Genomic DNA, 24230 nt, shown 5'->3' with positions numbered 1-24230 from the left:
TCCTCCCCTTATTTTTGCGTAATGCAATGTGCTCATAAACCGGCTGTCATGCGGCGGTCGATGATGCGAACCGCTTTTCCTTCGCTGCGCGGAATGGATTTTGGCGCATGGATTTTTACGAGTATACTAAGCCCCAGCAGATCCTTGATCTCGGACGCAAGCTCTTTTGTCAGCGCTTTTAATTTTTCGTGAGCGGCATTTCGTCCAAGCTGCTGCCACACAGCTTCCGTCACTTCCACCTCAACAGTCAGCTCGTCCAGCCTTCCTCTCTTTTCAATGATCAATTGATAATGCGGGGCAAGGTGGGACTTCCTCATGAGCACGGGTTCAATTTCCATCGGATAAACATTGACTCCGCGGATAATCAGCATATCGTCAATGCGCCCTTTTACCCGGGACATCCGCGCATGGGTCCGGCCGCAGCGGCACGGTTCCCGCACGACTGCCGCCAAATCCCCGGTACGGTAGCGCAGAAGCGGAATTGCTTCCTTGGTCAGGCTGGTGAACACCAGCTCGCCGATCTCCCCGTCCGGCTTTCTCTCTCCCGTTTCCGGATCAATCACCTCCACCAGAAAATGATCTTCGGCGATATGCAAACCATCTTTTGCTTGCCAGCATTCAATCGCCACTCCCGGGCCGGTCAGTTCGGACAGGCCGTAAATATCGACGGCATGAATGCCCCATAAGTCTTCCAGTTTTTCACGCATCGCCTCCGACCACGGCTCCGCTCCGAAAATTCCGTATTCGAGCGAAGTTTCCCGGGGATCTTCTCCCATTTCCGCCAATGTCTCGCCCAGACTGAGGATGAAAGAAGGAGTGCCCGCAATTCCCCGGGGTTTGAGGTCGCAAATCATGCTTAACTGCCGCAGGCGATTGCCGCCCGAAGCCGGGATCACGGTTTGCCCCAGTCGTTCCGCACCTTGATGCAGCCCCAGTCCTCCCGTAAACAATCCGTAGCCATACGCATTATGAAAAATGTCTCCCTCTTTCCCGCCGGCAGCGACGATCGCCCTGGCACAGACATCGGCCCAACTTTGCAGATCTCGCCTCGTATACCCGACAACCGTCGGTTTTCCCTTTGTCCCGGATGAAGCGTGGAGCCGTTTCACTTCCTCCATTCCGACCGCGAATAAACCCGCCGGGTAATGGTCACGCAAATCCTTTTTGGTGGTAAACGGCAACCGGGGCAAATCGTCCAGCCCGCGAAAACAATCAGGTGAAAGTTTGCGCTCATCCAGCTGCTTCCGGTAAAACGGCACATGATGATAAACCCTGGTCACGATCTCACGCAAACGCTTCTCCTGTAACCGCTCCAGTTCGGTCCGCTCCATTGCCTCAAATTCGGATTGAAACATCTCCCTCACCCCCGTCACACCTTTTTCATCCCTTCAAACGGCTGATGACAGCGTTTGCAATAATAGATGACACGGCAGGCGGTAGGTCCGAACAGATTGATCACGTCGGCACCGGCCTGTCCACAATAGGGGCAAGGCGGGGGCTCAGCAGGGCCTTCCACAGGCGGGGCGATCCCGAACTGCTTCAGTTTCTGCTTACCCTCATCCGTAATCCGGTCACTCGTCCACGGCGGGTCAAAGAGAAACGTCACTTGCACTTCGCGCACTATTCCGCCTTTCAAGAGCCGCTGTTCCACCTGCTTGCGAATGAGATCAAGCGCCGGGCATCCGACAAAGGTCGGCAGCATTTCCACCTCGACGGTCCCATCGCTTACCTTCACCCGGTTAACCATCCCCATATCGACAACGCTCACCGTCGGAATCTCCGGGTCCGTCACTTCTTTCAGCGCATCCCAAACTTCCGTCTCCGTCACGCTCTCCCCTCCCTTGCAGCCTCACCATCTCGCGTTGGAGTCGATGGCATACACTTCACAGAGCGTGTCCAGCAGGGGCTGCAGGTCGGAACTGTGTTCACCCCTTCGGCCGCTTCTGGAGGAAGAGGGGATTTCTCCCGGCCATTCGAATCCGATTGATAAGAGCGCATCACGTACCTGCTCTTCCCAGCGGCGGCGAACTTCACTGCCGGAGAGAGAAATGATGCCAAATTCCAACAATTCTTTTTCATAAGGGCCAAAATCGAATAAATCCCCAAGATCCGGCCACACTTTCAGCAGCGCCTCTTCCATCCTCTCCCTTGCTTGTCCGCCGGCACTTCCCAAGCGGGAAAACAACGTCTTCATATGCAACAAATGATAGTACTCTTCCCGCCGGATTTTTTGTGTGCCCTGCCTGAGGGGAGCATAGCTGGAACTTTCCATCGACTGCAGCCTCAGATCATCAAACAGGTCATAAAAATAGTGACGCAGAATCGAGTAAGCCCAATCCCCGTTCGGCCGCTCCAGGAGAATCGCGTTACGGCGCAAGTGCTGATCGCGGCTGAACGCCAGCCGGTCGGGATCCCCCTCCCCCAGTTGATGAAGCAGGTCAAAATAAAAGACGGCATGTCCCACTTCATCCTGAGCAATCGAACTGAACGCCACATCCCCTTCAATATCCGGGCAAAGCCCAAGCCATTCGGAATCACGATGCCCGAGCGTCAATTCATCATCTGCCAGACAGGCGAGCCAGTATTTCAGGGCCGTTTCAAACTTTTGCCCGTCCGTTATCCTTGTGTCCTGTTCCATTTTCATCCGCTTTCACCCCCGTTCTGCCCTTCTTTCCCGTTTACTTTCCTGGTTTCTCCCTTCGACATAAGCCACGATCTCTTCCAGGGTAATCGCCTTCTCTTTGAACATCCGCCACAAGCGGCCATTCTCTGTATAACCGGCGACCTCGCGATATTTGCGATCCATTTCCCTGCTCAAAAAACCGGACTCACCGGTCGCTTCGGTCACTTGTTTACTTGGAACCACCCAGATGCTGACCGCCGGATCCCGGCGCATAAAATTCTCGCGCGCCAGAATCAGTGCAACATCGGGCGAAGGAGCCAGCAAACTTCCCACATGGACTTGAGGTTCTTGATGCGAGCGCCGGAGAAAAACTTCATACTCTTCATACTGCCAAGTTTTTTCAGTCATTGTCTGCCCTCCTTATCCCGCCGGCAAATGGGATCTGGCCATCGCTTCTCTCACCCAGCGCTGTTCCTCGTGTGCGGATCGCCTCAGCTCCATTCTTTCCCTGGATTTCGGCCCCCGGTTCTCCCGGACAATCCGGCCGAACTTGTCCCAATCCGGTTCAGAGTAAACCCATGCCTTCCGTTCACGATCATAGCGGAGCTGTTCATCGGGAATGGTGAGGCCAAGCGATTGAATCCGCGGAACGTATTTGTCCAAAAATTTCTGACGAAGCTCCTCGTTCGTTTTCGTGCGTATCCGGTAATACAACATGCGTTCGGCTGCCGGGGTCACCTCTTTGGGCCCGAAGAAAAAGAGCAATGATTCCCACCAGTAATTGAGTGCTTCTTGTAGCATTTGCCGTTGCTGTTTCGTTCCCATCGCCAATGCCAGAATAATATTTTCACCGTGCTGCATGTGAAAGCTCTCCTCGGCACAAATCCGCTTCAACACACGGGCATAAGGCGCATAAGAAGTTTCCAGCAACGCCGCCTGGTTGATGATCGCGGCTCCGTCGACAAGCCACCCGATCACCCCGGCATCCGCCCAGGTACGCGCTTCCATATGAAAAACATTATGAAATTTCACTTTCCCTGTATAAATGTCTGCTATGAGATCTTCACGCGTTTTGCCCAAGGGCGCAGCCAAATCTTCCACCACGCGCAGGAGCAACTGGCCATGCCCCATTTCATCCTGGACTTTGGCCATGATGGCCAGTTTACGCCGCAGCGTCGGTGCTTTTGGCACCCATTCCTTTTCCGGATACGCCCCCATGATCTCGCTCACCGCATGCATATGGATCAGTTTGATCAACAGCTTTCTGTATTCATCCGGCATCCAGTCGGTCGCTTCCACCTTCCCGCCGCGGCGGATGCGCTCCACGAACTCCTCGGTCCGGTGATCCATCCTTTTTCTCCCCCTTTTTTACGCCTGAAAGCCGATGAGAATCATCTCCACAAACCGGTCGGCAACCTCATCCGCCTTCAGTTTCCCTCCCGGGCGATACCATTGGTAAGTCCAGTTGGCCACCGACAATACGAGCAGACGGGCCAATTTTTCATCCAATTGCTTAAATTCCCCGGACTTGATCCCCTCTTCCAAAATGGCTGCCCACAAGCGCTCATAACTATCGCGCTTTTTTCGAATTTGCTCATACCGGTCACCGGTCAGCGCTTTCCATTCATGAAAAAACACGGTGGCTGCTTCCAGATTTGCCTCGATCACATGCATATGCGCCTTGACCGCTTCCCGCAGTTTTTGCGAGGCAGTCTTCCCGCTCTTCACAATCGGCTCAAGGGAGCCCAAAAACGCTTCCGCCCCCCGGTCTGTAATCTCAAACAGCAAATCTTCCTTGGTATTGATATGAGCGTATAAACTGCCTGACAGAATTCCGCAGGCCTCAGAAATATCGCGAATGGTAGTGCCATGATACCCTTTTTGGCTGAAAAGCCGGCAGGCAATGGCTAAAATCTCTTCTCTCCGTCCAACTCTGGCCATCATCCAATTCCTCTCCAACTTCTGCAAAGACAATCTCAAAAACAAGCGCTTGTTTGTTTTTATCTTAATAGAATTTTCGAATATTTGTCAAGGCTACTTTTATATCTTTCATAAATGCTATTTTATTTGAATAAGAAAAAGGCATCTCCTCCCAGCCAACCCGAAGATGAAATCCTCAGCAAATTCAGATCTTCATGTTTTTTTCGCTGAATAAGCAGATGACCATCCTGAGGATGCTCTTCCCTGACACATTCAGTATGCGGTTAATTCCCGCAGCAAATCCCCATCCTTTCACGTTTCGTTAACAGGAAAACGAATGTAAATATCAAAATATAACAGTAATTACAACATTAGCCGGCAAACGGAAGGTGGGCTGAGACGTGTTTTTCAGGCGGAAGCAGTCAGAGTTGGTGGAAGATGCTTTTATCTCATTTCATTTCTGGTTAACCATAGAGGAAATTGAGCAATTGGAGGCGATTGCCCGGCAACATCAATTGGACCCGGCCGCGGTGGTACAGCGAATTGTCAAGGATACCCTGAAAGAATGGAGAGAACATCCAAGCGAGGAAAATTAGATTAATAAATTTGCATTTTGCATGAATATTAAGTCAAATGATTCCAAAATTCAGAAGATAAAAGCAAGCGCTTGGTCAAATAACCAAGCGCTTTTTTCTGTGCCCCTCTGACATAAGTAACAGAAACTAATTTTATAATTATATGAAAACATTCACCTAAATTACTTTTATTATGTTACTATTAATATACAGAACTGTTTTCGAGGAGCGTGTAATCCCGGATTTCACCCAGAAGGCTGTTCGGTTTTGTCATCATTTTCAGAGAAAGGATGACACCGCTATGTTACACCCTTCCAATCAACATGATGAACTGCTTCACCGGCTTAAACAACATCCCCGCTTTCACCAGATTCTGTATAACAAGGCGTTTGTCAACAAAGAGATTCAAGTGACCGAATGGACATGCTGCCGTCATTTTGACGATCAACTGGACAAAGAGACACTGATTCGGCAGATTTCCAGGCAAAAAGCTCGAAGCGGGCGGATTCCGGGCCAATTGCCGAAAGATTTGCAAATCGTCCTTGATTTTCACGCTTTCCGCCGCTGGAATGAACGGATCAGCCCATGCACGGACATACATCTTTTGCGCTCAAGAATGATTCAACTGTTACATCTGGGCCGGGTTCAACTTTCACCCAAAGGCTGGGGCCTGATTGACCAGGATATCCTGTTCGGCTACAAGATCAGCGATCGATCTTTAATCATCCAAACCTTTATCGGACGCATTTCACTCATTCCCGCACTCGCCAACTACAAAGCCGTACTCCGCTTTAATGCTTCACAAAACGATCGCCTCAACCTATACATCCCCGCCAACCTGTTAAAACGTCAACATTTGCCGCTTCTCCCGCGGGAGGTTGTCAAATTTGCCGGAACGCGCAATCAATATCAGTTGGAGGAATACCGATATCGCCGGAAAGACAGTTCTCTCGGTTCAATATTTGCATTGACAGTCAACCAAGGGACGCAGGTTTCCCTCATCCTCATCGACCCGCTGCAACCCCCGAAACAAAAGTTGTACCGCAGCGTTCTCTACTTATTGCTGTTGAAAGGATACCAGGATTTTGTTTTGGAGCATATTCTGATATACAAAGCAGCGAAACTGCAAAAACTGCTGGCCAAACAGGATGCTCCCTCTTCTTTGTTAAAGAGAATCATTTGATCACGGAAGAAAAGCTCGTACAACGCGGTACGAGCTTTTCCCTTTGCTTCAACCCGCTTCGTTCAGTAAAGCAGATCGATAAACTGTTCCTTCGTAATATCCCCGAAATAATGCTTCACATCCAGACCGGAAAGGGCCGCTTCGATCTCGTCGCGATCATACCGTTTTCCGATGAGGCGTTTCTCGATATCGGCAACGTCGCCGATCCCAAAAAAGTCCCCGTAAATCTTGCAGTTTTTAATGATCCCTTTTTCCCCCACATCCAGACGTACATCGATCGAGCCGATGGGGAACCGCTTGCTTCTCATCACATTAAACTCGGGAGACTCCCCGAAGTTCCAATCCCAATTTTTATAACGTTCGTCTGCGATCCTGTGAATTTCCCGCCAATCAGCTTCAGACAACACATATTCGGGAATCGGATCCTGCCCGGCGAAAATGCGGGACAACAGATAGGAGCGAAACTGCAAAATCGTCATCGGCTGTCTGAGAAAGTCAGTAATATTGGCGACGCGGCTGCGCACCGATTTAATCCCTTTTGACTCTATTTTATCCTTTTTGACCTGGAGCGCCTTTTCCACGCGATCCAGGTTGACATCAAACATCAGCGTTCCATGGCTGAACATGCGTCCCCGGCTGGAAAATTGTGCATTCCCCGATATTTTCCGGCCTTCGATCAGGATATCATTCCGGCCGCTCAATTCCGCATCCAATCCCAATTCCCGCAATGCCCGGATCACAGGATCAGTGAACTTGCGGAAATTGGCAAAGCTTTTGCCATCGTCCTTGGTGATGAAGCTGAAGTTCAAATTCCCCAGATCATGGTAGACCGCTCCGCCGCCGGACAGACGTCGCACCACATGGATGCCGTGTTCCCGCACATAATCGACATGAATCTCTTCAACGGTGTTCTGGTGTTTGCCGATAATAATCGATGGTTCGTTTATATAAAAGAGCAGGTACGTATTTTCGATATCCAAATGTTTCAAAGCGTATTCCTCGATCGCGAGATTGATTCGCGGATCGGTTACATTTTGATTGTCAATAAAAAGCATGGTTCTTCACACCTTCTTTCCAATCGTCAGGCGCTTTGATTTGCATTTCGCAGATTATCCACATACCTCATTCATTCTAAATAAATTTATTACCCTTGTCACTCTTTGCCGACAGAAGCAAATTCCTGCCTGCCAAGCCCCCTGCCATTGTGTACAATAGATTACAGTCAAGTTTCATGGACTTTGGGGGGTGAATCGCTTTGTCACTTGAGCAAGCGGAACTGCTCCTGCAAAAATACTTCGGTTATCCCACATTTCGCAGCGGACAAAAAAAGATCATCGAAAGCATCCTGGCCGGGCACAACACGATGGGCATCATGCCGACCGGTGGCGGCAAATCAATTTGCTACCAGATTCCCGCGTTGATGTTTCCGGGTATCACCCTTGTGGTTTCCCCCTTGATCTCTCTGATGAAGGATCAAGTTGACGGACTGAAAGAGCTGGGAATCCCGGCCACTTACATAAACAGCTCCCTGAGCGCGGAGCAAATCGACCAACGTATCATCCGGCTGAAACAGGGGAAATACAAGCTGCTCTATCTCGCTCCCGAGCGTCTCGATTCCCACCGTTTCCAGACGATTTTTGAAAGCTTGCCCATTTACTTTGTCACCATTGATGAGGCTCACTGCATCTCTCAGTGGGGGCACGATTTCCGTCCAAGCTACCGCTCCATGGCGGACATGATCCTGAAGCTGCCGCGACGCCCGATTATTGCCGCTCTCACAGCGACCGCGACGAGCGACGTACGTGAGGATATTGCCAGCCTGATGAAAATTCCGCCTTCCCATATATTTTCAACCAAATTGCGGCGGGAAAACCTTTCTTTTTATGTTAGACATGAAGAGAACAGAAGCGAATTCATCCAAAACTATTTGCGGCAAAATGAGGGAAAAACGGGGATCATCTACTGTGCCACACGAAAAGAAACCGACCAGCTTCACGCCTTGCTCGCCGGAGCCGGTTTTTCTGTGGCCAAATACCACGGAGGAATGAGTGAAGAAGAACGAAACCGCGCCCAAGAGCAGTTTTCCTATGACCAGATCCAGACCATCATCGCCACCAATGCTTTTGGAATGGGCATCGACAAATCCAATGTGCGCTTTGTCATCCATTACAACATGCCCCGGAATTTGGAGTGCTACTATCAGGAAGCCGGACGGGCCGGAAGGGACGGTGAGAAAAGCGAATGCATCCTCCTTTTCTCTCCGCAGGACATCCCGACCCAGCGCTACCTGATCACGCACAGCGACATGACGCCGGAGCGTAAAACCTATGAGCTGAACAAACTGCAAAAGATGATCAACTACTGCCATGCCGGAGGATGCCTGCAAAAAGAGATCGTCTCCTATTTTGGCGAAAAAGAGACGACCACCTGCGGCACGTGCGGAAATTGTCGGAATCAGGCGGGGGACTTGAGCGATATCACCATTGAGGCGCAAAAAATCTTCTCCTGTATCAAGCGAATGCAGGAACGTTTCGGACTCACCATCATCTCCAAAGTGTTGCGCGGTTCCAAAAGCAAACGCGTTATGGAGTGGGATCTCCACAAGCTGTCCACCTACGGGATCCTGAGTGAATACACGGAGAAGGAAATCCTCGGCTTATGCAAGCGGTTGGCAGCGGAAGGGTATATCTCCCTCGCTTACGAAGGCGGAATGTCCTTTCCCATCGCCAAACTGACTAACAAAGCGATTGAAGTCCTGAAAGGAATGAGACCGGTCAGAATCCGCCTGGATCATGATCAATCGCTCCATTCCGAACCGAAACGCTCCCACGGGTTGTTTGAAGAACTGCGCCAGCTTCGCAAAACACTGTCCGAACAGGAACAGTTGCCGCCTTATATGATTTTCGGCGACAGCACATTAAAAGAAATGTGCCGCCGCCTGCCGCTGACGGAAGAGGCGATCCGGTCGATCAGCGGTGTCGGGGAGAGGAAATACAAAAAATATGGTCTCGCTTTTCTTGAAGCGATCCGTCAATATGCGCAAACACATAATCTCTCTCCTGAAACGGATCCGGCCGCCTCTGCCTCCTCTGACAAAGAGCCGAGCCACCTGGTCACCTATCACTTGTATGTGCAGGGAAAAACGATTGATGAAATCGCCGCGGAAAGGGGGCTTGTCCGCAGCACCGTCGAAGATCATCTGCTCCGGGCCGGACTGGAAGGAATGGATCTTTCCTGGGACGACTTTATTCCCCCGCGCTGGGAAAAGCTGATCATGCAAAAAATCGCGGAACTGGGTGCGCATAAACTGCGTCCGATCAAAGACGCCCTGCCGCCAGAAGTCGACTACATGGCCATAAAAGCAGCCATCGCCAAAAGGGAGCTTCTCTCCCCGACGGCAAAATGACCCGGATCAGCGGACGGCTTTGCTCAAACAAAAAACTTCTCCCTGTTCCTGCCAGACAATCCGTTCCGCTTCCTCCCCTGCTGCTTCCTTCAGGCGCCGGATCGGTTCATCGACCGGCTCATAGGAGAGGACAAATGTATTCCAGTGGATCGGAGCCAGCCATTTTGCACCGATCTCTTTAAACATTTGCCAAGCTTGCTCCGGCGTACAGTGCGCCCACTGAAACGAATCGGGGAAATAAGCGCCGATCGGCATCAGGGCCAGGTCGATCTCCCCCTTTTCCTTCAGCTTGGACAGATTCGGGGTATAGGCGGTATCACCGGGATAAAAAATCCGTTGTTCCCTCTTTTCAAGCAAATACCCCGTGTATCCGTAACTCTTATTCCACGGAAAACGGTTCCCCCAGTGCTTGACCGGAACCGCCGTGATGGTGAGTCCCCATTCGCGAAAATCGATGCTTTCCTCTCCTCCCAGCTCTAAAACCTCGGAAAAAGGCATCTTTTTCAATAAATGTCCGGTTCCTGACGCCGTAACCACCTTGGTGCCGGAATGAGCCAATTTTTTCAAGCTCGGGAAATCAAAATGATCCATATGGGCATGAGACAACAGAATCAGATCGACATGTCCCAACTCCTCAATGGACAAAGCCGGTCCCGTATGCCGTTTGGGACCGATCGTCCAGTCCCGGATCCCCAGATGGACGCCGACGCGCCGCCCCAAAACAGGATCGGTCAGAATCTTGGTGCCATACAGATTAATCAGCACCGTCGAATGGCCGACCCAGCCAACAGTAACGTCTTCATCGCTCCAGCACTTTGGCTTAAGGAAGTTGGCCGGCTCCTTGAAGAGAGGTTTTGGCATCCGGGAAAAATGCCTGAAAACCGAAACCAAAACAACGATGACAAGGAATATGAATAACAAGCCGATGATAAAAAGGCTGTCCATAATCATAAATGCTTGTCTTCTCCTTCTGTGAATGTTTATTGCAGGTCAGATCGTGGTATCCCCTTATCTTTCCGGTTCCTCCATGACCCTCCCGAGTTGGCTTAAACTGTCTCATCTCCGGATTGTTCAATATTTTCCATGTATGGATGAAAAAGAATCTTCCCTCTGTCATCCGGGATCATGAAAAATGAAACACTTTGTGGTACGCTATGGGAGATACCGGTGGAACAAAAGACATAGAAAGAGTGTATAGCATGATTCGATTATTTGTCAGCGATCTGGACAACACCTTACTTAACCATGAAAAGCGCGTTACGGAAGCCGATCAGGCCGCCCTGCGGACATTGGAGCGCGAAGGGGTGATCCTCTGCCTCGCATCAGGCCGCATGGATAAAGAACTGACGCGCATCGCGGGAGAAATTGGCATCAATGCCCACCGCATCAGTCAAAACGGCGCTTTTCTCTATACGACGGAAAATGAAAAGCTCAGTTCCGCCGTGTTTCCCGGTGAACTCGCGCGTCAACTGTACCAGGAGGCACTCCCGTTCGGACTTTCTTGTTTCATCAATCAGGAAAACGACATGCTCGTGAAGGCCAAAACCCCGGAGATCCGGGCGATTGAACAACGCATGAAGATGCCGGTGAAAGAAGATCCGCATGTGCCGGAACAAATCGGTCACTCGATCCTTCCAAGCAAACTCTGTTTTTTTGGTGATCTCGAAACCATCAAAAAACTGGAACAACACATTAACACCAAATACCGCGGACAATTGGACACCTTTATTTCCGACAAAGATTGCATCGATTTCATGCCGTACGGGATTTCCAAAGGTGCTGCCATTGAAAAATTAATCGACAGGTTGGGCCTGAAAGCTGAGGAAGTCGCTTGCATCGGTGACTCCTTTAACGATATCTCCATGCTCCGGATGACTCCGCACAGCTTTGCCATGGCTGGTGCCGACCCGGCTGTGCAAAAAGAAGCGGCTCATATCGTGCATTCCGTAGCCGAAGCAGCCAGGTGGGTCCTGGACTTTAACCGGAACAGACAGGCGACCGAAAGCGGTCTTGATGAAGAAAGGATGCAAAAGGGATGATCTTCTATTTCCTCGGTACCGGCGCGGGGGTTCCTTCCAGAATGCGCAACGTTTCTTCCCTCGCCCTGGTCATGCCGGAATACGGAGGACAAACCTGGCTGTTTGACTGCGGAGAGGCAACCCAGCATCAAATACTTGTTTCACCTGTAAAGCTGAGTAAGGTAAGCCACATCTGGATCACCCACCTGCACGGGGACCATCTCTACGGCTTGCCTGGAGTCCTAGGAAGCCGTTCCTTTCAGGGAGCGGAAACACCGCTGACCGTATACGGCCCCCCGGGATTGGCCGAATTCATTGAAATCTCTCTGAAAACGAGCCGGACATTCCTCCGCTATCCGCTGAAGGTGGAGGAAATCGCCGACGGCAGCCGGTTTACGGAAGGAGCGTTCTCCATTCTGGTCAAGAAATTGGATCACGGCATCCCGTCATTCGGCTTTCGGCTGATGGAAAAAGAACAGCCCGGGCGGCTCGATGCCAAGCGCCTCAAGGAAATCGGCGTTCCACCCGGTCCTGTTTACAAAGAATTGAAAGAAGGAAAAACGGTTTTGCTCCCGGACGGGCGGCACATCGACGGCAAAGAGTTCCTGTCTCCGCCAGTACCGGGAAGAATCATCGCCATCCTCGGTGATACCCGCGTCACAAAGACCGCATTCGAACTCGCAGGCAATGCAGATATACTCATCCATGAATCGACCTACCGGGCCGGACAGGAAGAGTTGGCTTTTTCTTTCTTTCATTCAACCTGCACCCAGGCGGCGGAAGTGGCCAAACAATCCGGAGCAAAACGTCTCATTCTAAATCATATCAGTTCCCGCTTTCAAGAGGAAGATTGTGCCGAATTGCTCGAAGAAGCCAGAAGCGTCTTTCCGCAAACGCTGCTCGCCCATGACGGCTTCGAGTATGAATTGCCGGTGCGCGAAGTTAAACAGAAACAGACGTAATCGTTCTAGACTGCTTTCTTCCGAACGATTTCCTCCTGCTTATGCGTGACGGGATACAGCAGCGCCAACAGAACAAAAACCAAAAGCGAACTGCCGATAAACCAAAACAACGCCGGACTCCCGAACCACTCGATCAGATAACCGCCCAGATAGGGGCCGAGGATGCTGCCGACACTGAAATGCATGGCGGCAATCGCATTGGCTGCCGGCAAATCGTCGGCAGCCAAAAGATCCGTGGCATAAGCAAGGCCGAGGGAAAACAGAGAACCGACGAAGCCTCCGATCAATGTAAAAGCGATGAACAGATAGATAACATTTGAAAGCAACAGAGGAATCAGAAACATCCCGAGCGAACCCAAACAGCAGGTCGCGATCAGGATTCGTTTACGGCCGATCCGGTCTCCCAGCGTTCCGAGCGGTACCTGCAACAGCAAGCTCCCCCAGACGAAGGCGGAGATCAGGATGGAGATCCATCCTTTGGAGAGACCTTCTTTCAAACCGATCACCGGGAAGTTTCCCGACAGCGCCGTTTCCAGAAAACCGTATAAAACGGGAGGACACAGCGCAACCAGACCCGTCAGATAAATTCGCCGCAATTGCGCCCCGTTCCGCTGCCTTTTCCCGGAAGCAACCTCTGCCGACTCCGGCAGGCTTCCATTATCGAGACGCAGCGACAAGCAAAGAGAGATGCCCAAAACGGCCAGGACAGCCAAAAACGGCATAAACTTTCCAAAAACAAGCAAATTCATGCCGAGAGGGCCGATGCCAAAACCGAGCCCATAGGCAAAACCGTACTGGGAAATCCGTTTTCCCCTTTGTACGGCAGGAGCGGTTGTCGTAATCCACAGCTGGGTCGCATAATGCAATAAGCTGTCACCTGCTCCGACAACAAGACGCAGGAAACTCCAAATCCAGACATTGGACGAGAGAGGAAACAGAATGGTCGCTCCACCCACTGTGCACAAACCAAACAAAATTGTCCATTTCAATCCTTTCCGCTTCACCACCCTTGCCCCAAACGGCGAAGCGATGAGCATTCCGATATAAAGAGCTGCTGCGCTCAAACCGTTGACGGCCGGATTTATTCCCTGCTCGTCAAGTAAAGTGGTAAGGAGCGGAATGAGCAATCCCTGGGTCATCCCGGCAACACAGACGATCAGCACCAATATGCGAAACCGTGCAATCGACCACCGTTCGACCATCGATTCAGCACCTCCCTTTTTCTACAATCAAAATATCATGAAGAGGATTATAGACCGTTCAATCCGAATGCGCAACAAGGAGGAGAACTTTTTTATGCCTGATTTATCCAATTGGATTCACATCGATTTCACCAAAATCTTCGATTCCCTGCTCGCAAGCATCTTCATTATTGTCATCTCACTGATCGCTCTTTCCGTCATCCGCAAAATCATCATTCGCCTGACCAATCAGAGCAAGCGGCTGAACAAAGGAACGCAGCAGCGCCTGAAAACGATACAAAGCTTGTTGATCAACGTATCCACCTATGTAATCTTTTTTATTGCCGCGGTTACCGTACTCAAAGAATTCGGCATTGATATCTCTGCCATTTTGGCCAGTGCCGGCGTCCTGGGCCTGGCGATCGGCTTTGGGGCCAAAGATTTGGTCGCCGACATCGTTACCGGATTTTTTATGCTGATGGAAGATCAGGTTCATGTCGGCGAGGAAATTACCGTGAACGGATATTCCGGCACTGTGGAGCATGTCGGTCTGCGCGTGCTGAAACTGCGTGACAGTGACGGGGACCTTCACTTTGTCCTCAACCGGGATGTAAAATCGCTCACCAACCATTCACGCGGGTTTAAACAGGCGCAGGTCGATCTCCCCATCCCGGCAGATGCGGACCTCGACCGGGCCATTTCCGTTCTGGAACAGGAATGCAACCGCCTCAAACAGCAGATGGCCGGCATTGTAAACGGCCCGACAGTGCTGGGGGTGGAAACGATCAGCACTACTGAAGCGATGATTCGTGTCGTCGCCCAAACCGAAAATGAGAAGAAAAGCGAAGTCGAGCGGGAAATGAGAAAAGATCTGAAAAAAGCGCTTGATCAGGCGCAGATCAAACTGAATGCTTCACTTTGACATGCTATAATAAATTTGATTTGCCACACAACTCACACAAAAGATGAGGTGAGCCAGTCGTGTACCATATGACCGTTTATGATGAAAAGGGAGAAGTGTTATTCGACGAAGCACTCAAGGCGAAAACGGACGAAGAAGCCAAAAAGGAAGGCTATGCTTGGCTGACGAAACACGGCCACGTGACCAAACCTCACCGCATTTTCCATACAACAGGGAGATTGGTCGCGTTTAAATCCCATCAGTTGAAGTAATATGTTCATCATCGCCGATTGCGCGCAGTTCAGGAAGATCTGCAAAACTGTTAACAACGCCAGAGGAGGGCATGGGTGTTTTTCAGCAGTGGCTTTTGCGACAGTAGAAACGGGAGCAAGGAAAAACACCCGGCCCCGGCAGTCCTTGGTTTCGTAACTTTGTCAACAAGCTGGCAGATCCGAAGATCTGTGCCTTTTTTTTGCATCGTGTTTCCGGGTATAAGAGACATCCCCTCCCACCTATAATAGGAACGTGCCGTAAACGGGGCGGCTGAACATTGTTGGTCCCCGGCCGCAAATGATAAAATAGAGGTGAACCTCAAAATGGAAAGGATGCCAACTCAAATGGGCGTTGCCAACCAAATCACCGACTCTCCCAAGCAGATATCGCCAAAAGCGAAGTTCCGGGGGGCCGTTGGGACACTGAAACATGAAGGCGTTCATCTGAGCAAACCTGAACAAGAACTACTCCTCGCTTACTGCGAAGGGCGAATCTCCGAAGAAGAATATGACCGCAAGGCACTGGAGCTTGCACTGAAAGGATAGTACCAGAGATTGAAGGAATCTCCTTACTTTTATCCCGGTACAACGATCTTGAAAAATAAACGAGGCCTGCGTGATCAGAAGAAACTCGCTGTCTGGGAGAGATTGATGACTTCCAAACGCCTGGTGCAGTTGATGGAGTCACCGATCCTCGGCCATTTTGATCTACTCCATCTGCAACGGATCCATTGGTATCTCTTTCAAGATGTGTACGAGTGGGCAGGTCAACTCCGGACGGAAACGATCTCAAAACCTCCGACCGTTTTTTGTTTGCCTTATTTCCTTCGTCCCCAAGCAGAACGAATCTTTGCCGAACTCCGGTCCGAGAGGTATCTGACTGGACTGGATGCCGAAAGTTTCTCCGACCGGGCCGCCTATTATCTCGCGGAGATCAACATGCTTCACCCTTTTCGCGAGGGAAACGGACGGGCTCAGCGGGAGTTCATTCGCTGTCTGGGTTTGAATACAGGCTATGAGATTGACTGGTATGCGCTTGACGCCGATGCCATGTTGGAAGCGATGATTGAATCAGCACACCGGTCGCGGGCTAAATTGGTCCGCATGATTCAGATAAGTCTGGCAAATGAAAAACCAAATGCCGAACTGATCCGCTTTTACCGCCGAAATTGATAACCATCACAACCAACGTTTTTTCTTTAAAAGTTTTGAAGACAGCAAAAAGGGAGAAACGCCGGATTCGGTCAGCTTCTCCCTTTTCATTGTAGTTCACTTCAACAAACGTAGTCCATTTAAAATAACCAAAATCGTACTTCCTTCATGCCCCACCACGCCAAACGGCAGATTCATCCAATGGATGAAATTGGCCGCCACCAGCAGACCGATCACCGATAAAGCAAAGATCACGTTTTGCTTTACGACGCGGTTCAGCTTTTTCGCCATCCTGATCAAATACGGGATTTTCAAGAGATCGTCTTTCATCATGATGACATCGGCCGTTTCCAGAGCCAAATCCGTCCCTTCTCCTCCCATGGCAAATCCGGTTCCCGCACGGGCGAGGGCAGGAGCATCATTGACACCGTCCCCTACCATCGCCACCTCACCGTATGTCTCTTTTAGCTCCTCGACCAACCGCACTTTTTCTTCCGGCAGCAGATCGGCAAAGACGAGATCAACTCCCGCTTCTTCGGCGATCGCTTCTGCGGTTTTCCTTTGATCGCCGGTTAACATGGCCACGAGAATCCCCTGCTTTTTCAATTCGCGCACCATCTCTGCCGCTTCCGGCCGAATCTGATCGCGCAGCGCGAAGCAACCGGCTATCTCCCCGTCCTTTGCCGCCAAAATAACGGTTTTCCCCTCATCCTCCCATTTTCGGACGATTTCGCCGACCTCCCGGTTTTGCTCGGAAAATGCACGCGGTTTCCCGATAAACCAACGGCTCCCTTTATACTCCGCTTCAATTCCTTTCCCGGGATGCGCCGTTAAGGATTCCACTTTTTCCGGTTTCACTCCGTTGGCCGCTGCATATTCCGCAAACGCCCGGGCGATCGGATGCTCGGACAACCCTTCAATCGAGGCGACAGCCTGAAGCAGTTCCGTTTCCGACCATTCTCCGAAAGGCCGTATATCCGTCACTTGCGGACGTCCTGCCGTAAAGGTGCCCGTTTTATCAAAAGCGATCACCTTCAAGCCGGCCAGGTTGGTCAGTTGCTTCCCGCTTTTGATCAGGATTCCTTGCCGCGCGCCGTTTGAAATCGCCGCCAGCAGAGCAGGCAAAATGGAGGCGACCAAGGCGCAGGGAGATGCGACGACCAGAAAAATCATCGCACGGTATAAGCTCTCTTTCCACGACCAGTCAAAAAAAACAGGGGGCAAAAGCATCAGCAAACCAGTCAGCAGCAATACCGCCTTCACATAGATTTTTTCGATTCGCTCAATCTTCGTTTGCACAGGCGGCACTTCCGAACGCGCCTGTTCAATCAGCCGGACCATCCGGGCGACCACACTCTGATCCCCCGCCCTCGTCACTTCAATGATCAGGGAACCTTCCCCATTGGTCGTCCCGGCATACACTTCGCTGCCTTCCTTTTTCTCTGCCGGCATCGCTTCGCCGGTAATCGCCGCTTCATGTACCGATGACACTCCTTTTCTGATCATCCCGTCCGCCGCGATCCGTTCACCGGGTTTCACCAGAATCAGATCCCCTTGTTTCAATTGACCTGCCGGCACCAGGTGTTCTTCGCCATCCTCCGTCCATAAGCGGGCCTGTTCCGGTTTCAGTTTGATCAGCGAAGACAGATCCCCTTCGCTTTTGGCCAAGGTATAGCTCTCCAAGGCACCGCTGACCGCAAAAATAAAGATGAGCATGCCGCCTTCCAGCCAATAGCCGATTGCCGCTGCTCCGATCGCGGCCACAAACATGAGCAGATTTACATCAAGTTCTCTCTCCCGGATCAGGGTGGCGGCCCCCTCTTTTGCTTTGGCAAATCCTCCGATCACATAAGCAGCGATGAACAACGCAAGCGCCAGCCCCAATCTCTCTTTTTGCATCCACCAGGCCACGAACAGCAAAACACCGCAAATTACGGCAGCCATCATCTCCATATGTCGTTTCCAATCCCAATTATGAAGCCAAGTGAAGACTGTTGCATGCCGTTTATCCGGCAAGACCTCCATTTGCATATTCGCCACACCGCCTTTTGAGAATAATGATCATTTTTATTTACCTTAAAACAAGCGAAGCGACCCCGCTTGCCGGAGCCGCACACATCCATTGAAAACGATTCTCGTTTTTGATTGATTGCAAATAAGTTTGTTCAGGTTAACATTTTTATAATAATTATAATATGATAATCATTAAAAGTAAATCCCCTCAGGAGGAGTTTTTCAAAACGGGCATCTATGTCGGAGATGAAAAAACTGGGAGAGGGGAGCGAACCATCTGATTGACCGGAAACTTTGCCCGGAGAAGCAAAAAGGCCGATAAATTTGTCCAAAAATAGAAATTTTCTTGCCCGTTTTCATCCATGCGTTCCGCAGCTTCGGGTTAAATCATTTGGATTTAACAGTATTTAATAAACGAAAAATAAACTAATTCATAAATAAAAAATAATTCAATGCAAATTCGTTTTTATTTCAACATGCAACTTTTCCGTTATTTTCTCCGTCTATACAAGAATGTCCAATTGTCCCTAATTTTGGTTTTATTTATAATATTCGGTGACAGTCATAAACTGGGAAGGAGATTTGCTCATGTCACACAAATTCAGCTTGCGACAAACGATCATGGCAACAGCGCTTCTGGGGTTAACCCTGCTTCCATTGACAAGCGTTCTTCCGATCCGACAAGCGTCTGCGGCCAATGACTCCCCCCATACCCCCGTCTCCAGTGACGGTTCTTACCGCACCGTGTTCGGTCAGCCTGATGATGTGATTCAGACGCAAAACGGAGCCTATGTAAAAGGACATCCGGGAACGAACAAACGCATCCATGAATTCGCCCCATCTTCTTCAAGAACATCGAACCAATCTGCCGGACACTTGGGAGAGGAATCTGTCATCGGACAGGATGAACGAACCGAAGTGCAGGATCCCTCCGTCTATCCTTACAGTGCCATCGTAAAAATTGAAAGCGATATCGGCGGCTGCACCGGTTGGCTGATCAGCCCGGATACGGTTGTGACCGCCGGACATTGTGTATATGATCCAAACAAACATAAATGGGCCAGTTTCGCCAATGTGTACCCCGGCCGAAACGGGAACGACCTTCCTTATGGCTCAGCCAAAGCCCGAACGTTCTATTCCGTGACCGGGTGGACGGAAGATGGAGACGGCTCCTACGATTATGGCGCGATCAAATTGAATTGGGATATCGGAGATTCAGCCGGTTGGTTCGGTTATCGCTGGAAAAGCGGTTCGCTGGACGGAACGCCCGAGAATCTTAGCGGTTATCCCGGCGATAAAGAATACGGCACGCAATGGGAAGACAGGGATCAGATTCGCAAATCCACAGCGTACAAACTCTATTATTCAAACGATACATATGGAGGACAAAGCGGTTCCCCGGTCTATCAGGAAAATTCCCGGGGATGCGGGGTATGCTCCATCGCGATCCATACCAATGGTGTTTACGGGTACAACGGATATAATAGCGGAACGAGGATCACCCAGGAAGTGTTTAATAACCTGAATCTATGGCGACAACAGTAAAAAGGGGCTTTCCGGCCTCCTGAATCGACACAGGAAGGATGTCCGCCAAGCGCTTTCTCATGTTGGCGGACACCTTTTTGGCAAAAGGAGTTTGGGCCAACCATGACATTTTCCCGCTATTCATCAGCTTGTTACACTCTCTTTTTCCTTTTTCTTCTTCTCCTCCCCTTCTCCGCGTCCCTCTTTGCCAATGAGGGCAAAAGCACCATCAGCGGTCAAGTCACCGATCATCATGGCTTTCCCCTGGAGCATGTATTGGTCTTTCCGGAACCGGCCGGGAAAACAGCCGGACCGATCCCGGACATTGCAGTTTATACAGACCGAAACGGCTGTTTTGCATGGCACGTTCCTCCCGGCCGTTATCAATTCCGTTTCCAAAAAAACGGGTATCAGCCGACTTATATAATCGTCCAAACCGAAGCCTCTCAAAAGAAAAAGTTCCACATCAAGATGATCCCGGGAAGGGAACAGAAAAAAGCACAACCTTTTTGATCGGTTGTGCCCTTCATTGTCCCTTTTATTATTTGAGCGCTTCTTTCAATTCTTTTATCTCCCTGATCGGCGCCTGGCAAGCATAATTCTCGCAGATGTAAACGGCAGGCTTTTCCGCTTGCGCCGGCTCTTTCTCCTTCACATTGGGAATGAAAATTTTCATCGTCGTCGCCAAATCTCCCCGCGGTTGCAGTGCAATCACCGCTTCCGGCAGATAAGCCCGCTGCACCATCCGAATCATTTCCTTCGTATCGACATCATTGGGACGTCCGGAAATGACGATCTCCTTGCTCGGCCCCTGGGCGAACATCATGGCAATCAAGAAAAAGGAATGGGAAATCGGCGAGGAATCAATCGCCTTGGCAAAAGCACGAAGTTGGCGATCCGCCTCCTTCAAAAGCTGCTCGTCCGAAGTCAATTTTCCCAGCCGGATCAAATTGTAAGCAGCCACCGAATTGCCCGAAGGTGTCGCTCCGTCATAAATCTCTTTGGGCCGGACCAAAAGCGTCTCCGCATCTTTTCCGTAAAAATAAAAACCGCCATTTTTCTCATCGCCAAACAGCTCGATCATCTTTTTGGTCAAATAAATGGCCCGTGTGAGATAGTTTGCCTGGAATGTCGTCTCATACAGCTCGATTAAACCCCAAATCAAAAAAGCATAGTCATCCAGATAACCGGGGTATTTCTCTTCTCCATCGCGAAAACGGGCAAGCAACCTGCCATCTTCCCGGGTCAGATTGTTAAAGATAAACTCCACCGCACGCACGGCCGCATCCGTATACTCCGTCTCTCCCAAAACCCGGCCGCCGCGGGCCAGTGCCGCAATCATCAGCCCGTTCCAGGAAGTGAGGATTTTATCATCTTTGTACGGATGAACCCGCTTCTCCCGGACGGCAAACAATTTTTCCCGCTGTTCGGCCAGCTTCCGGTTAAGCTCCTCCACAGACAAACCGCGTCGTTTTGCCATCTCCTCCAGGGAAACTCCAATCCGGTTCAAAATCGATGTACCGTGTTCAAAATTCCCTTCTTCCGTCACTCCGTACACTTCACAAAAGAACGCCCCTTCTTCCGGTCCGAGCACTTCCTGAATCTCCCCGGGAGTCCAGACATAAAATTTCCCTTCCACTCCCTCGGAATCCGCATCTTCCGCCGAGTAAAAACCGCCTTCCGGGGAAGTCATATCCCGCAGGACATAAGTAAAAATCTCGCTCGCCACTTCCGCATGGCTTTTCTCACCCGTCGCCTGGAACGCTTCTATGTAAGCGAGCGCCAAGAGCGCCTGATCGTACAGCATTTTTTCAAAATGGGGAACCAGCCATTCCCGGTCAACGGAATAGCGCGCAAATCCATAACCGAGATGATCAAAAATACCCCCTTTTCGCATCGCTGCAAGTGAAGACGTCACCATGCGCAACGCTTCATTTTCACCCGTCTGCCGCCAATACCGCAGCAAAAAGAGGAAATCGTGCGGCCGCGGAAATTTCGGGGAATCCCCGAATCCGCCATACACCTCGTCAAATTGACTGGCAAATTGTTCAAAAGCATAATCAAACAATTCCTTGCCCCACTCCCCTGCTTCATCGGGAGCAAGATAAGCTTGCACCGCCTCCGTGACCCGGCCGCTCATCTCATCGGCCCGCTTGCGCTCCGACTTCCAAAGCCGTGCCACCCGTTCAAGCAGCTCAATCAGGCCCGTCCGTCCGTACCGGCTCTCTTTCGGAAAGTAAGTGCCGGCAAAAAACGGCTTCTGCTCCGGCGTCATAATGATCGTCAGCGGCCAACCGCCATGTCCCGTCATCGCCTGGCACACCGTCATGTAGATGTGATCCACATCCGGACGCTCCTCACGATCCACCTTGATCGAAACAAAATTTTCATTTAATACCTTCGCAACCTGTTCATCTTCAAAACTTTCGCGTTCCATCACATGGCACCAATGGCAAGTGCTGTAGCCGATCGAAAGAAAAATCGGTTTGTCTTCCAGTTTTGCCTTCTCAAATGCTTCCGGTCCCCATGGATACCAATCGACAGGATTATAGGCGTGTTGCAGAAGGTAAGGAGATTTTTCGTTGATTAATCGGTTGGCTTTTTTCACGGAAAGATCACTCCACTTTTCCAAACTCAGTTGGTTTATCTTACCATAAAGAAAAAGCGAGGCTCAACATGAAGGCTCGCTTTATGGTTTAATCAACTTCAAAGCTGCTGTCTGTCCACACCCCAATTCACTTCTCAGGAATATCTCCCAGTTGTATCGGCAATTGCGTTAATCGAAACAAGAGCACTCCCAGTTTAAATTCGGATTTAAACCGCCCTCGTTCTCATAAAACTTGATCCCATGCGGGATGATCACCTTCAAACAAATCAGCAGACAGATAAAAGCTCATTTTTTCTTCATCTTCCTACTATTTAAAGCACGGATTGTTTGAAGGAAACTTATTTCAAGCAAGAGTGCTTCATACTAATTTCGTTCCTTTTGATCTGTTATGATATTCATCTTCGGACGATCTCCTATGTGAAAGAAAAGAGGTGTACCATCAGGATACTTACTTAACTCTTTTTGTAACCATTTCTCAACCTGTTCATTCTTTTCACTCTCAATATACTCAACATAAGCGCCGGCCCCGCCTTCCCTGCAAATGGCAAGCGGCCACTGCACCCGATCAAATCCATCCTTTGGTGGATAGCTCTTTAACGCTTCTTTGTTTCTGGCTCCTGCATTTTTACGATCCAACGTACAAGCAGCGGTCTTCGTTACTCTGAAAGCTTTTCGAAAGAACGATGCTCTTTCAGGAAATTGCTGATCTGAAATGAAAAAGGCTCGATCATCGACTTTTACGATATTGGTTTTCTTTGATTCTTCATGCATTGTACACCCTGCCAAAACGAAAATAGAAAAGAAAATGATGATCAAATTACGCATTAAATCCCTTCCACCTCCATATAAAAAAGGCAGGTATTATTTTCATAATAATATCCAAATTTTAAATATAATATAATTAATGATTGATCAGTTCACTATTATCAATTTTATAAGATGATTTTGATGAAAGGTGGAACTCAATATTGGAAATCCGAAAGATAACATCCAAAGAAAAAAAGAAATTACTTGAATTACAAGAAGATCATTTCCACGAAATAAAAAGTATTCGCATAAAACCATCTGATCTTCAAAAACATTTTGTTGCATTTGCAAATGCAGACGGAGGTGAGATTTATATAGGAATAGAGGATAAGAAATCTACTGGAGAAAGAATCATTGGCTTTAAAAACATCGAAGATGCTAACGATATTATTTCAACTTTAATGGAAACAACCAAACCAAGTGTAGAAAATGTCGATATCGAATTTCTTGATTTCGGAAAATATGGTTTTGTTTTACATCTGCTGATTCCTAAAAGCCCACGAGTACATTATACAGCAAATGAAGAGTGCTATATCCGTTTGAACGCCAGTTCAAAAAAAATAAAAGGTGAGAAAATTATAAAACTCTCGTATTCAAAAGGGCATTACAATTACGAAAAAGTTTCTATTCAGGAAGTAGAAATCGACGATATCATCACATCAAGATATCTATCTGATTATATGAAAAGAGTTGAAACTTCTCTCAGCGAAGAGAAGTTTCTAAGAAAGCAGAAATTAGTACAAAGAAGCGAAAATGGTTCTTACCATCCTAATGTAGGTTGTATCTTATTGTTCGATGAGGAACCACAAGCATCACTAGATACAAGATGCGCCATAAAGGTATATCGTTTGAGAACAACAGATACAGAATACAAAAGAGAATATTTAGAAGGAAAACCTATTACTATAAACGGTCCTATCGAGCAACAAATAAAGAAAGCAATAGAGTGCGTTCAAAATTTTATAAAGGATGCTACATATCAAGATCAAGTCCAAAATTATGTGTAAATTTCCACGGTCAGAAAAAGTCGGCGTTCAACTTATGCGTGTGACTTTTGGCTGAGGTTTTTCTTTGGATTTTCGCCA

General features: G+C 49.5%; 24 protein-coding genes. 12 read left to right on the top strand and 12 right to left on the bottom strand.

The window, feature by feature from the left end; genetic code table 11:
• Nucleotides 1-32: 32 nt before the first annotated feature.
• Genes JG50_RS0109280 through JG50_RS0109255 form a run of 6 tightly spaced genes read right to left on the bottom strand, consistent with a single transcriptional unit; the run spans nucleotide 33 to nucleotide 4567 of the window.
• Nucleotides 33-1355, bottom strand: a complete 1323-nt coding sequence (locus JG50_RS0109280; protein WP_033100852.1) for a phenylacetate--CoA ligase family protein — start codon at nucleotides 1353-1355, stop codon at nucleotides 33-35.
• 14 nt (nucleotides 1356-1369) lie between these two features.
• Nucleotides 1370-1828, bottom strand: coding sequence for a 1,2-phenylacetyl-CoA epoxidase subunit PaaD (gene paaD, locus JG50_RS0109275; protein WP_033100851.1), 459 nt, complete (start codon nucleotides 1826-1828; stop codon nucleotides 1370-1372).
• A 21-nt stretch (nucleotides 1829-1849) separates the two neighbouring features.
• On the bottom strand, nucleotides 1850-2644 hold the full coding sequence (paaC, locus tag JG50_RS0109270) for a 1,2-phenylacetyl-CoA epoxidase subunit PaaC (protein ID WP_052154154.1): 795 nt from the start codon (nucleotides 2642-2644) through the stop codon (nucleotides 1850-1852).
• A gap of 6 nt (nucleotides 2645-2650) precedes the next feature.
• Nucleotides 2651-3031, bottom strand: a complete 381-nt coding sequence (locus tag JG50_RS0109265) for a hypothetical protein (protein WP_052154153.1) — start codon at nucleotides 3029-3031, stop codon at nucleotides 2651-2653.
• Nucleotides 3032-3043: 12 nt separating this feature from the next.
• On the bottom strand, nucleotides 3044-3973 hold the full coding sequence (gene paaA / locus JG50_RS0109260) for a 1,2-phenylacetyl-CoA epoxidase subunit PaaA (protein ID WP_033100850.1): 930 nt from the start codon (nucleotides 3971-3973) through the stop codon (nucleotides 3044-3046).
• Between the two features lie 18 nt (nucleotides 3974-3991).
• Complete coding sequence (locus JG50_RS0109255; protein WP_232336327.1) at nucleotides 3992-4567, bottom strand: TetR/AcrR family transcriptional regulator; 576 nt, start codon at nucleotides 4565-4567, stop codon at nucleotides 3992-3994.
• 377 nt (nucleotides 4568-4944) lie between these two features.
• On the opposite strand from JG50_RS0109255, the gene JG50_RS0109250 reads away from it, so the two are divergent.
• Both JG50_RS0109250 and JG50_RS0109245 read left to right on the top strand, forming a co-directional pair.
• Nucleotides 4945-5139 (top strand): hypothetical protein, encoded by a 195-nt coding sequence (locus JG50_RS0109250; protein WP_033100849.1) that lies wholly within the window; start codon nucleotides 4945-4947, stop codon nucleotides 5137-5139.
• Nucleotides 5140-5419: 280 nt separating this feature from the next.
• Nucleotides 5420-6301: a hypothetical protein gene (locus JG50_RS0109245; protein WP_033100848.1), complete on the top strand. Its 882-nt coding sequence runs from the start codon at nucleotides 5420-5422 to the stop codon at nucleotides 6299-6301.
• A 62-nt stretch (nucleotides 6302-6363) separates the two neighbouring features.
• Here the strand turns inward: JG50_RS0109245 and JG50_RS0109240 are convergent, their stop codons facing one another.
• A complete protein-coding gene (locus JG50_RS0109240; RefSeq protein ID WP_033100847.1) occupies nucleotides 6364-7356 on the bottom strand; it encodes a lipoate--protein ligase in 993 nt (330 codons plus the stop codon).
• Between the two features lie 200 nt (nucleotides 7357-7556).
• Here JG50_RS0109240 and recQ point away from each other — a divergent pair, with 200 nt between their 5' ends.
• Nucleotides 7557-9707 carry a DNA helicase RecQ gene (gene recQ, locus JG50_RS0109235; RefSeq protein WP_033100846.1) on the top strand — a complete coding sequence of 717 codons (2151 nt, stop codon included), beginning with the start codon at nucleotides 7557-7559 and terminating at the stop codon, nucleotides 9705-9707.
• A 6-nt stretch (nucleotides 9708-9713) separates the two neighbouring features.
• On the opposite strand, the gene JG50_RS0109230 is transcribed toward recQ, so the two are convergent.
• Complete coding sequence (locus JG50_RS0109230) at nucleotides 9714-10658, bottom strand: MBL fold metallo-hydrolase (protein WP_152568534.1); 945 nt, start codon at nucleotides 10656-10658, stop codon at nucleotides 9714-9716.
• A 248-nt stretch (nucleotides 10659-10906) separates the two neighbouring features.
• Here JG50_RS0109230 and JG50_RS0109225 point away from each other — a divergent pair, with 248 nt between their 5' ends.
• Both JG50_RS0109225 and rnz read left to right on the top strand, forming a co-directional pair.
• Nucleotides 10907-11746 carry a Cof-type HAD-IIB family hydrolase gene (locus JG50_RS0109225; RefSeq protein ID WP_033100845.1) on the top strand — a complete coding sequence of 280 codons (840 nt, stop codon included), beginning with the start codon at nucleotides 10907-10909 and terminating at the stop codon, nucleotides 11744-11746.
• Nucleotides 11743-12687, top strand: coding sequence for a ribonuclease Z (gene rnz / locus JG50_RS0109220; RefSeq protein WP_033100844.1), 945 nt, complete (start codon nucleotides 11743-11745; stop codon nucleotides 12685-12687). Before JG50_RS0109225 ends, rnz begins: the two co-directional genes overlap by 4 nt.
• A 5-nt stretch (nucleotides 12688-12692) precedes the next feature.
• Here rnz and JG50_RS0109215 read toward each other — a convergent pair whose 3' ends face one another.
• Nucleotides 12693-13889 carry an MFS transporter gene (locus JG50_RS0109215; RefSeq protein WP_081943813.1) on the bottom strand — a complete coding sequence of 399 codons (1197 nt, stop codon included), beginning with the start codon at nucleotides 13887-13889 and terminating at the stop codon, nucleotides 12693-12695.
• 94 nt (nucleotides 13890-13983) lie between these two features.
• Here JG50_RS0109215 and JG50_RS0109210 point away from each other — a divergent pair, with 94 nt between their 5' ends.
• From JG50_RS0109210 to JG50_RS0109190, 4 genes are all read left to right on the top strand, one after another.
• A complete protein-coding gene (locus tag JG50_RS0109210; protein WP_033100843.1) occupies nucleotides 13984-14790 on the top strand; it encodes a mechanosensitive ion channel family protein in 807 nt (268 codons plus the stop codon).
• 68 nt (nucleotides 14791-14858) lie between these two features.
• Nucleotides 14859-15041 carry a YhzD family protein gene (locus JG50_RS0109205; protein ID WP_232330858.1) on the top strand — a complete coding sequence of 61 codons (183 nt, stop codon included), beginning with the start codon at nucleotides 14859-14861 and terminating at the stop codon, nucleotides 15039-15041.
• A 324-nt stretch (nucleotides 15042-15365) separates the two neighbouring features.
• The gene (locus JG50_RS0109195) at nucleotides 15366-15587 is read left to right on the top strand and encodes a hypothetical protein (protein ID WP_033100840.1); all 222 of its coding nucleotides are present in this window, start codon (nucleotides 15366-15368) and stop codon (nucleotides 15585-15587) included.
• A 105-nt stretch (nucleotides 15588-15692) separates the two neighbouring features.
• Entirely contained in the window at nucleotides 15693-16214 is a 522-nt protein-coding gene (locus JG50_RS0109190) for a Fic/DOC family protein (protein ID WP_152568533.1), read from the top strand.
• A gap of 96 nt (nucleotides 16215-16310) precedes the next feature.
• Here JG50_RS0109190 and JG50_RS0109185 read toward each other — a convergent pair whose 3' ends face one another.
• Nucleotides 16311-18224 (bottom strand): heavy metal translocating P-type ATPase, encoded by a 1914-nt coding sequence (locus JG50_RS0109185; protein ID WP_033100838.1) that lies wholly within the window; start codon nucleotides 18222-18224, stop codon nucleotides 16311-16313.
• Nucleotides 18225-18794: 570 nt separating this feature from the next.
• On the opposite strand from JG50_RS0109185, the gene JG50_RS0109180 reads away from it, so the two are divergent.
• Nucleotides 18795-19751: a trypsin-like serine peptidase gene (locus JG50_RS0109180; RefSeq protein ID WP_033100837.1), complete on the top strand. Its 957-nt coding sequence runs from the start codon at nucleotides 18795-18797 to the stop codon at nucleotides 19749-19751.
• Nucleotides 19752-20006: 255 nt separating this feature from the next.
• The gene (locus JG50_RS21065) at nucleotides 20007-20243 is read left to right on the top strand and encodes a carboxypeptidase-like regulatory domain-containing protein (RefSeq protein ID WP_370589200.1); all 237 of its coding nucleotides are present in this window, start codon (nucleotides 20007-20009) and stop codon (nucleotides 20241-20243) included.
• 28 nt (nucleotides 20244-20271) lie between these two features.
• Here the strand turns inward: JG50_RS21065 and JG50_RS0109170 are convergent, their stop codons facing one another.
• Nucleotides 20272-22338 carry a thioredoxin domain-containing protein gene (locus JG50_RS0109170; protein ID WP_081943811.1) on the bottom strand — a complete coding sequence of 689 codons (2067 nt, stop codon included), beginning with the start codon at nucleotides 22336-22338 and terminating at the stop codon, nucleotides 20272-20274.
• Nucleotides 22339-22701: 363 nt separating this feature from the next.
• Nucleotides 22702-23163 carry a hypothetical protein gene (locus JG50_RS18805; RefSeq protein WP_052154152.1) on the bottom strand — a complete coding sequence of 154 codons (462 nt, stop codon included), beginning with the start codon at nucleotides 23161-23163 and terminating at the stop codon, nucleotides 22702-22704.
• Nucleotides 23164-23306: 143 nt separating this feature from the next.
• Here JG50_RS18805 and JG50_RS0109160 point away from each other — a divergent pair, with 143 nt between their 5' ends.
• Nucleotides 23307-24152, top strand: a complete 846-nt coding sequence (locus JG50_RS0109160) for an AlbA family DNA-binding domain-containing protein (RefSeq protein ID WP_052154151.1) — start codon at nucleotides 23307-23309, stop codon at nucleotides 24150-24152.
• Nucleotides 24153-24230 lie beyond the last annotated feature (78 nt).

Source organism: Thermoactinomyces daqus (assembly GCF_000763315.1).
Taxonomy (GTDB): domain Bacteria; phylum Bacillota; class Bacilli; order Thermoactinomycetales; family Thermoactinomycetaceae; genus Thermoactinomyces_A; species Thermoactinomyces_A daqus.
This window is presented reverse-complemented; position numbering and strand designations above follow the sequence as displayed.

What these genes read in the sequence shown, in the direction of transcription:
- JG50_RS0109280 (WP_033100852.1), bottom strand. Translation starts at nt 1,355, where the DNA reads ATGTTTCAATCCGAATTTGAGGCAATGGAGCGGACCGAACTGGAGCGG.
- paaC (WP_052154154.1), bottom strand. Translation starts at nt 2,644, where the DNA reads ATGAAAATGGAACAGGACACAAGGATAACGGACGGGCAAAAGTTTGAA.
- JG50_RS0109265 (WP_052154153.1), bottom strand. Translation starts at nt 3,031, where the DNA reads ATGACTGAAAAAACTTGGCAGTATGAAGAGTATGAAGTTTTTCTCCGG.
- paaA (WP_033100850.1), bottom strand. Translation starts at nt 3,973, where the DNA reads ATGGATCACCGGACCGAGGAGTTCGTGGAGCGCATCCGCCGCGGCGGG.
- JG50_RS0109255 (WP_232336327.1), bottom strand. Translation starts at nt 4,567, where the DNA reads ATGATGGCCAGAGTTGGACGGAGAGAAGAGATTTTAGCCATTGCCTGC.
- JG50_RS0109245 (WP_033100848.1), top strand. Translation starts at nt 5,420, where the DNA reads ATGTTACACCCTTCCAATCAACATGATGAACTGCTTCACCGGCTTAAA.
- JG50_RS0109240 (WP_033100847.1), bottom strand. Translation starts at nt 7,356, where the DNA reads ATGCTTTTTATTGACAATCAAAATGTAACCGATCCGCGAATCAATCTC.
- JG50_RS0109230 (WP_152568534.1), bottom strand. Translation starts at nt 10,658, where the DNA reads ATGATTATGGACAGCCTTTTTATCATCGGCTTGTTATTCATATTCCTT.
- JG50_RS0109225 (WP_033100845.1), top strand. Translation starts at nt 10,907, where the DNA reads ATGATTCGATTATTTGTCAGCGATCTGGACAACACCTTACTTAACCAT.
- rnz (WP_033100844.1), top strand. Translation starts at nt 11,743, where the DNA reads ATGATCTTCTATTTCCTCGGTACCGGCGCGGGGGTTCCTTCCAGAATG.
- JG50_RS0109215 (WP_081943813.1), bottom strand. Translation starts at nt 13,889, where the DNA reads ATGGTCGAACGGTGGTCGATTGCACGGTTTCGCATATTGGTGCTGATC.
- JG50_RS0109210 (WP_033100843.1), top strand. Translation starts at nt 13,984, where the DNA reads ATGCCTGATTTATCCAATTGGATTCACATCGATTTCACCAAAATCTTC.
- JG50_RS0109205 (WP_232330858.1), top strand. Translation starts at nt 14,859, where the DNA reads ATGACCGTTTATGATGAAAAGGGAGAAGTGTTATTCGACGAAGCACTC.
- JG50_RS0109195 (WP_033100840.1), top strand. Translation starts at nt 15,366, where the DNA reads ATGGAAAGGATGCCAACTCAAATGGGCGTTGCCAACCAAATCACCGAC.
- JG50_RS0109190 (WP_152568533.1), top strand. Translation starts at nt 15,693, where the DNA reads ATGACTTCCAAACGCCTGGTGCAGTTGATGGAGTCACCGATCCTCGGC.
- JG50_RS0109185 (WP_033100838.1), bottom strand. Translation starts at nt 18,224, where the DNA reads ATGCAAATGGAGGTCTTGCCGGATAAACGGCATGCAACAGTCTTCACT.
- JG50_RS0109180 (WP_033100837.1), top strand. Translation starts at nt 18,795, where the DNA reads ATGTCACACAAATTCAGCTTGCGACAAACGATCATGGCAACAGCGCTT.
- JG50_RS18805 (WP_052154152.1), bottom strand. Translation starts at nt 23,163, where the DNA reads ATGCGTAATTTGATCATCATTTTCTTTTCTATTTTCGTTTTGGCAGGG.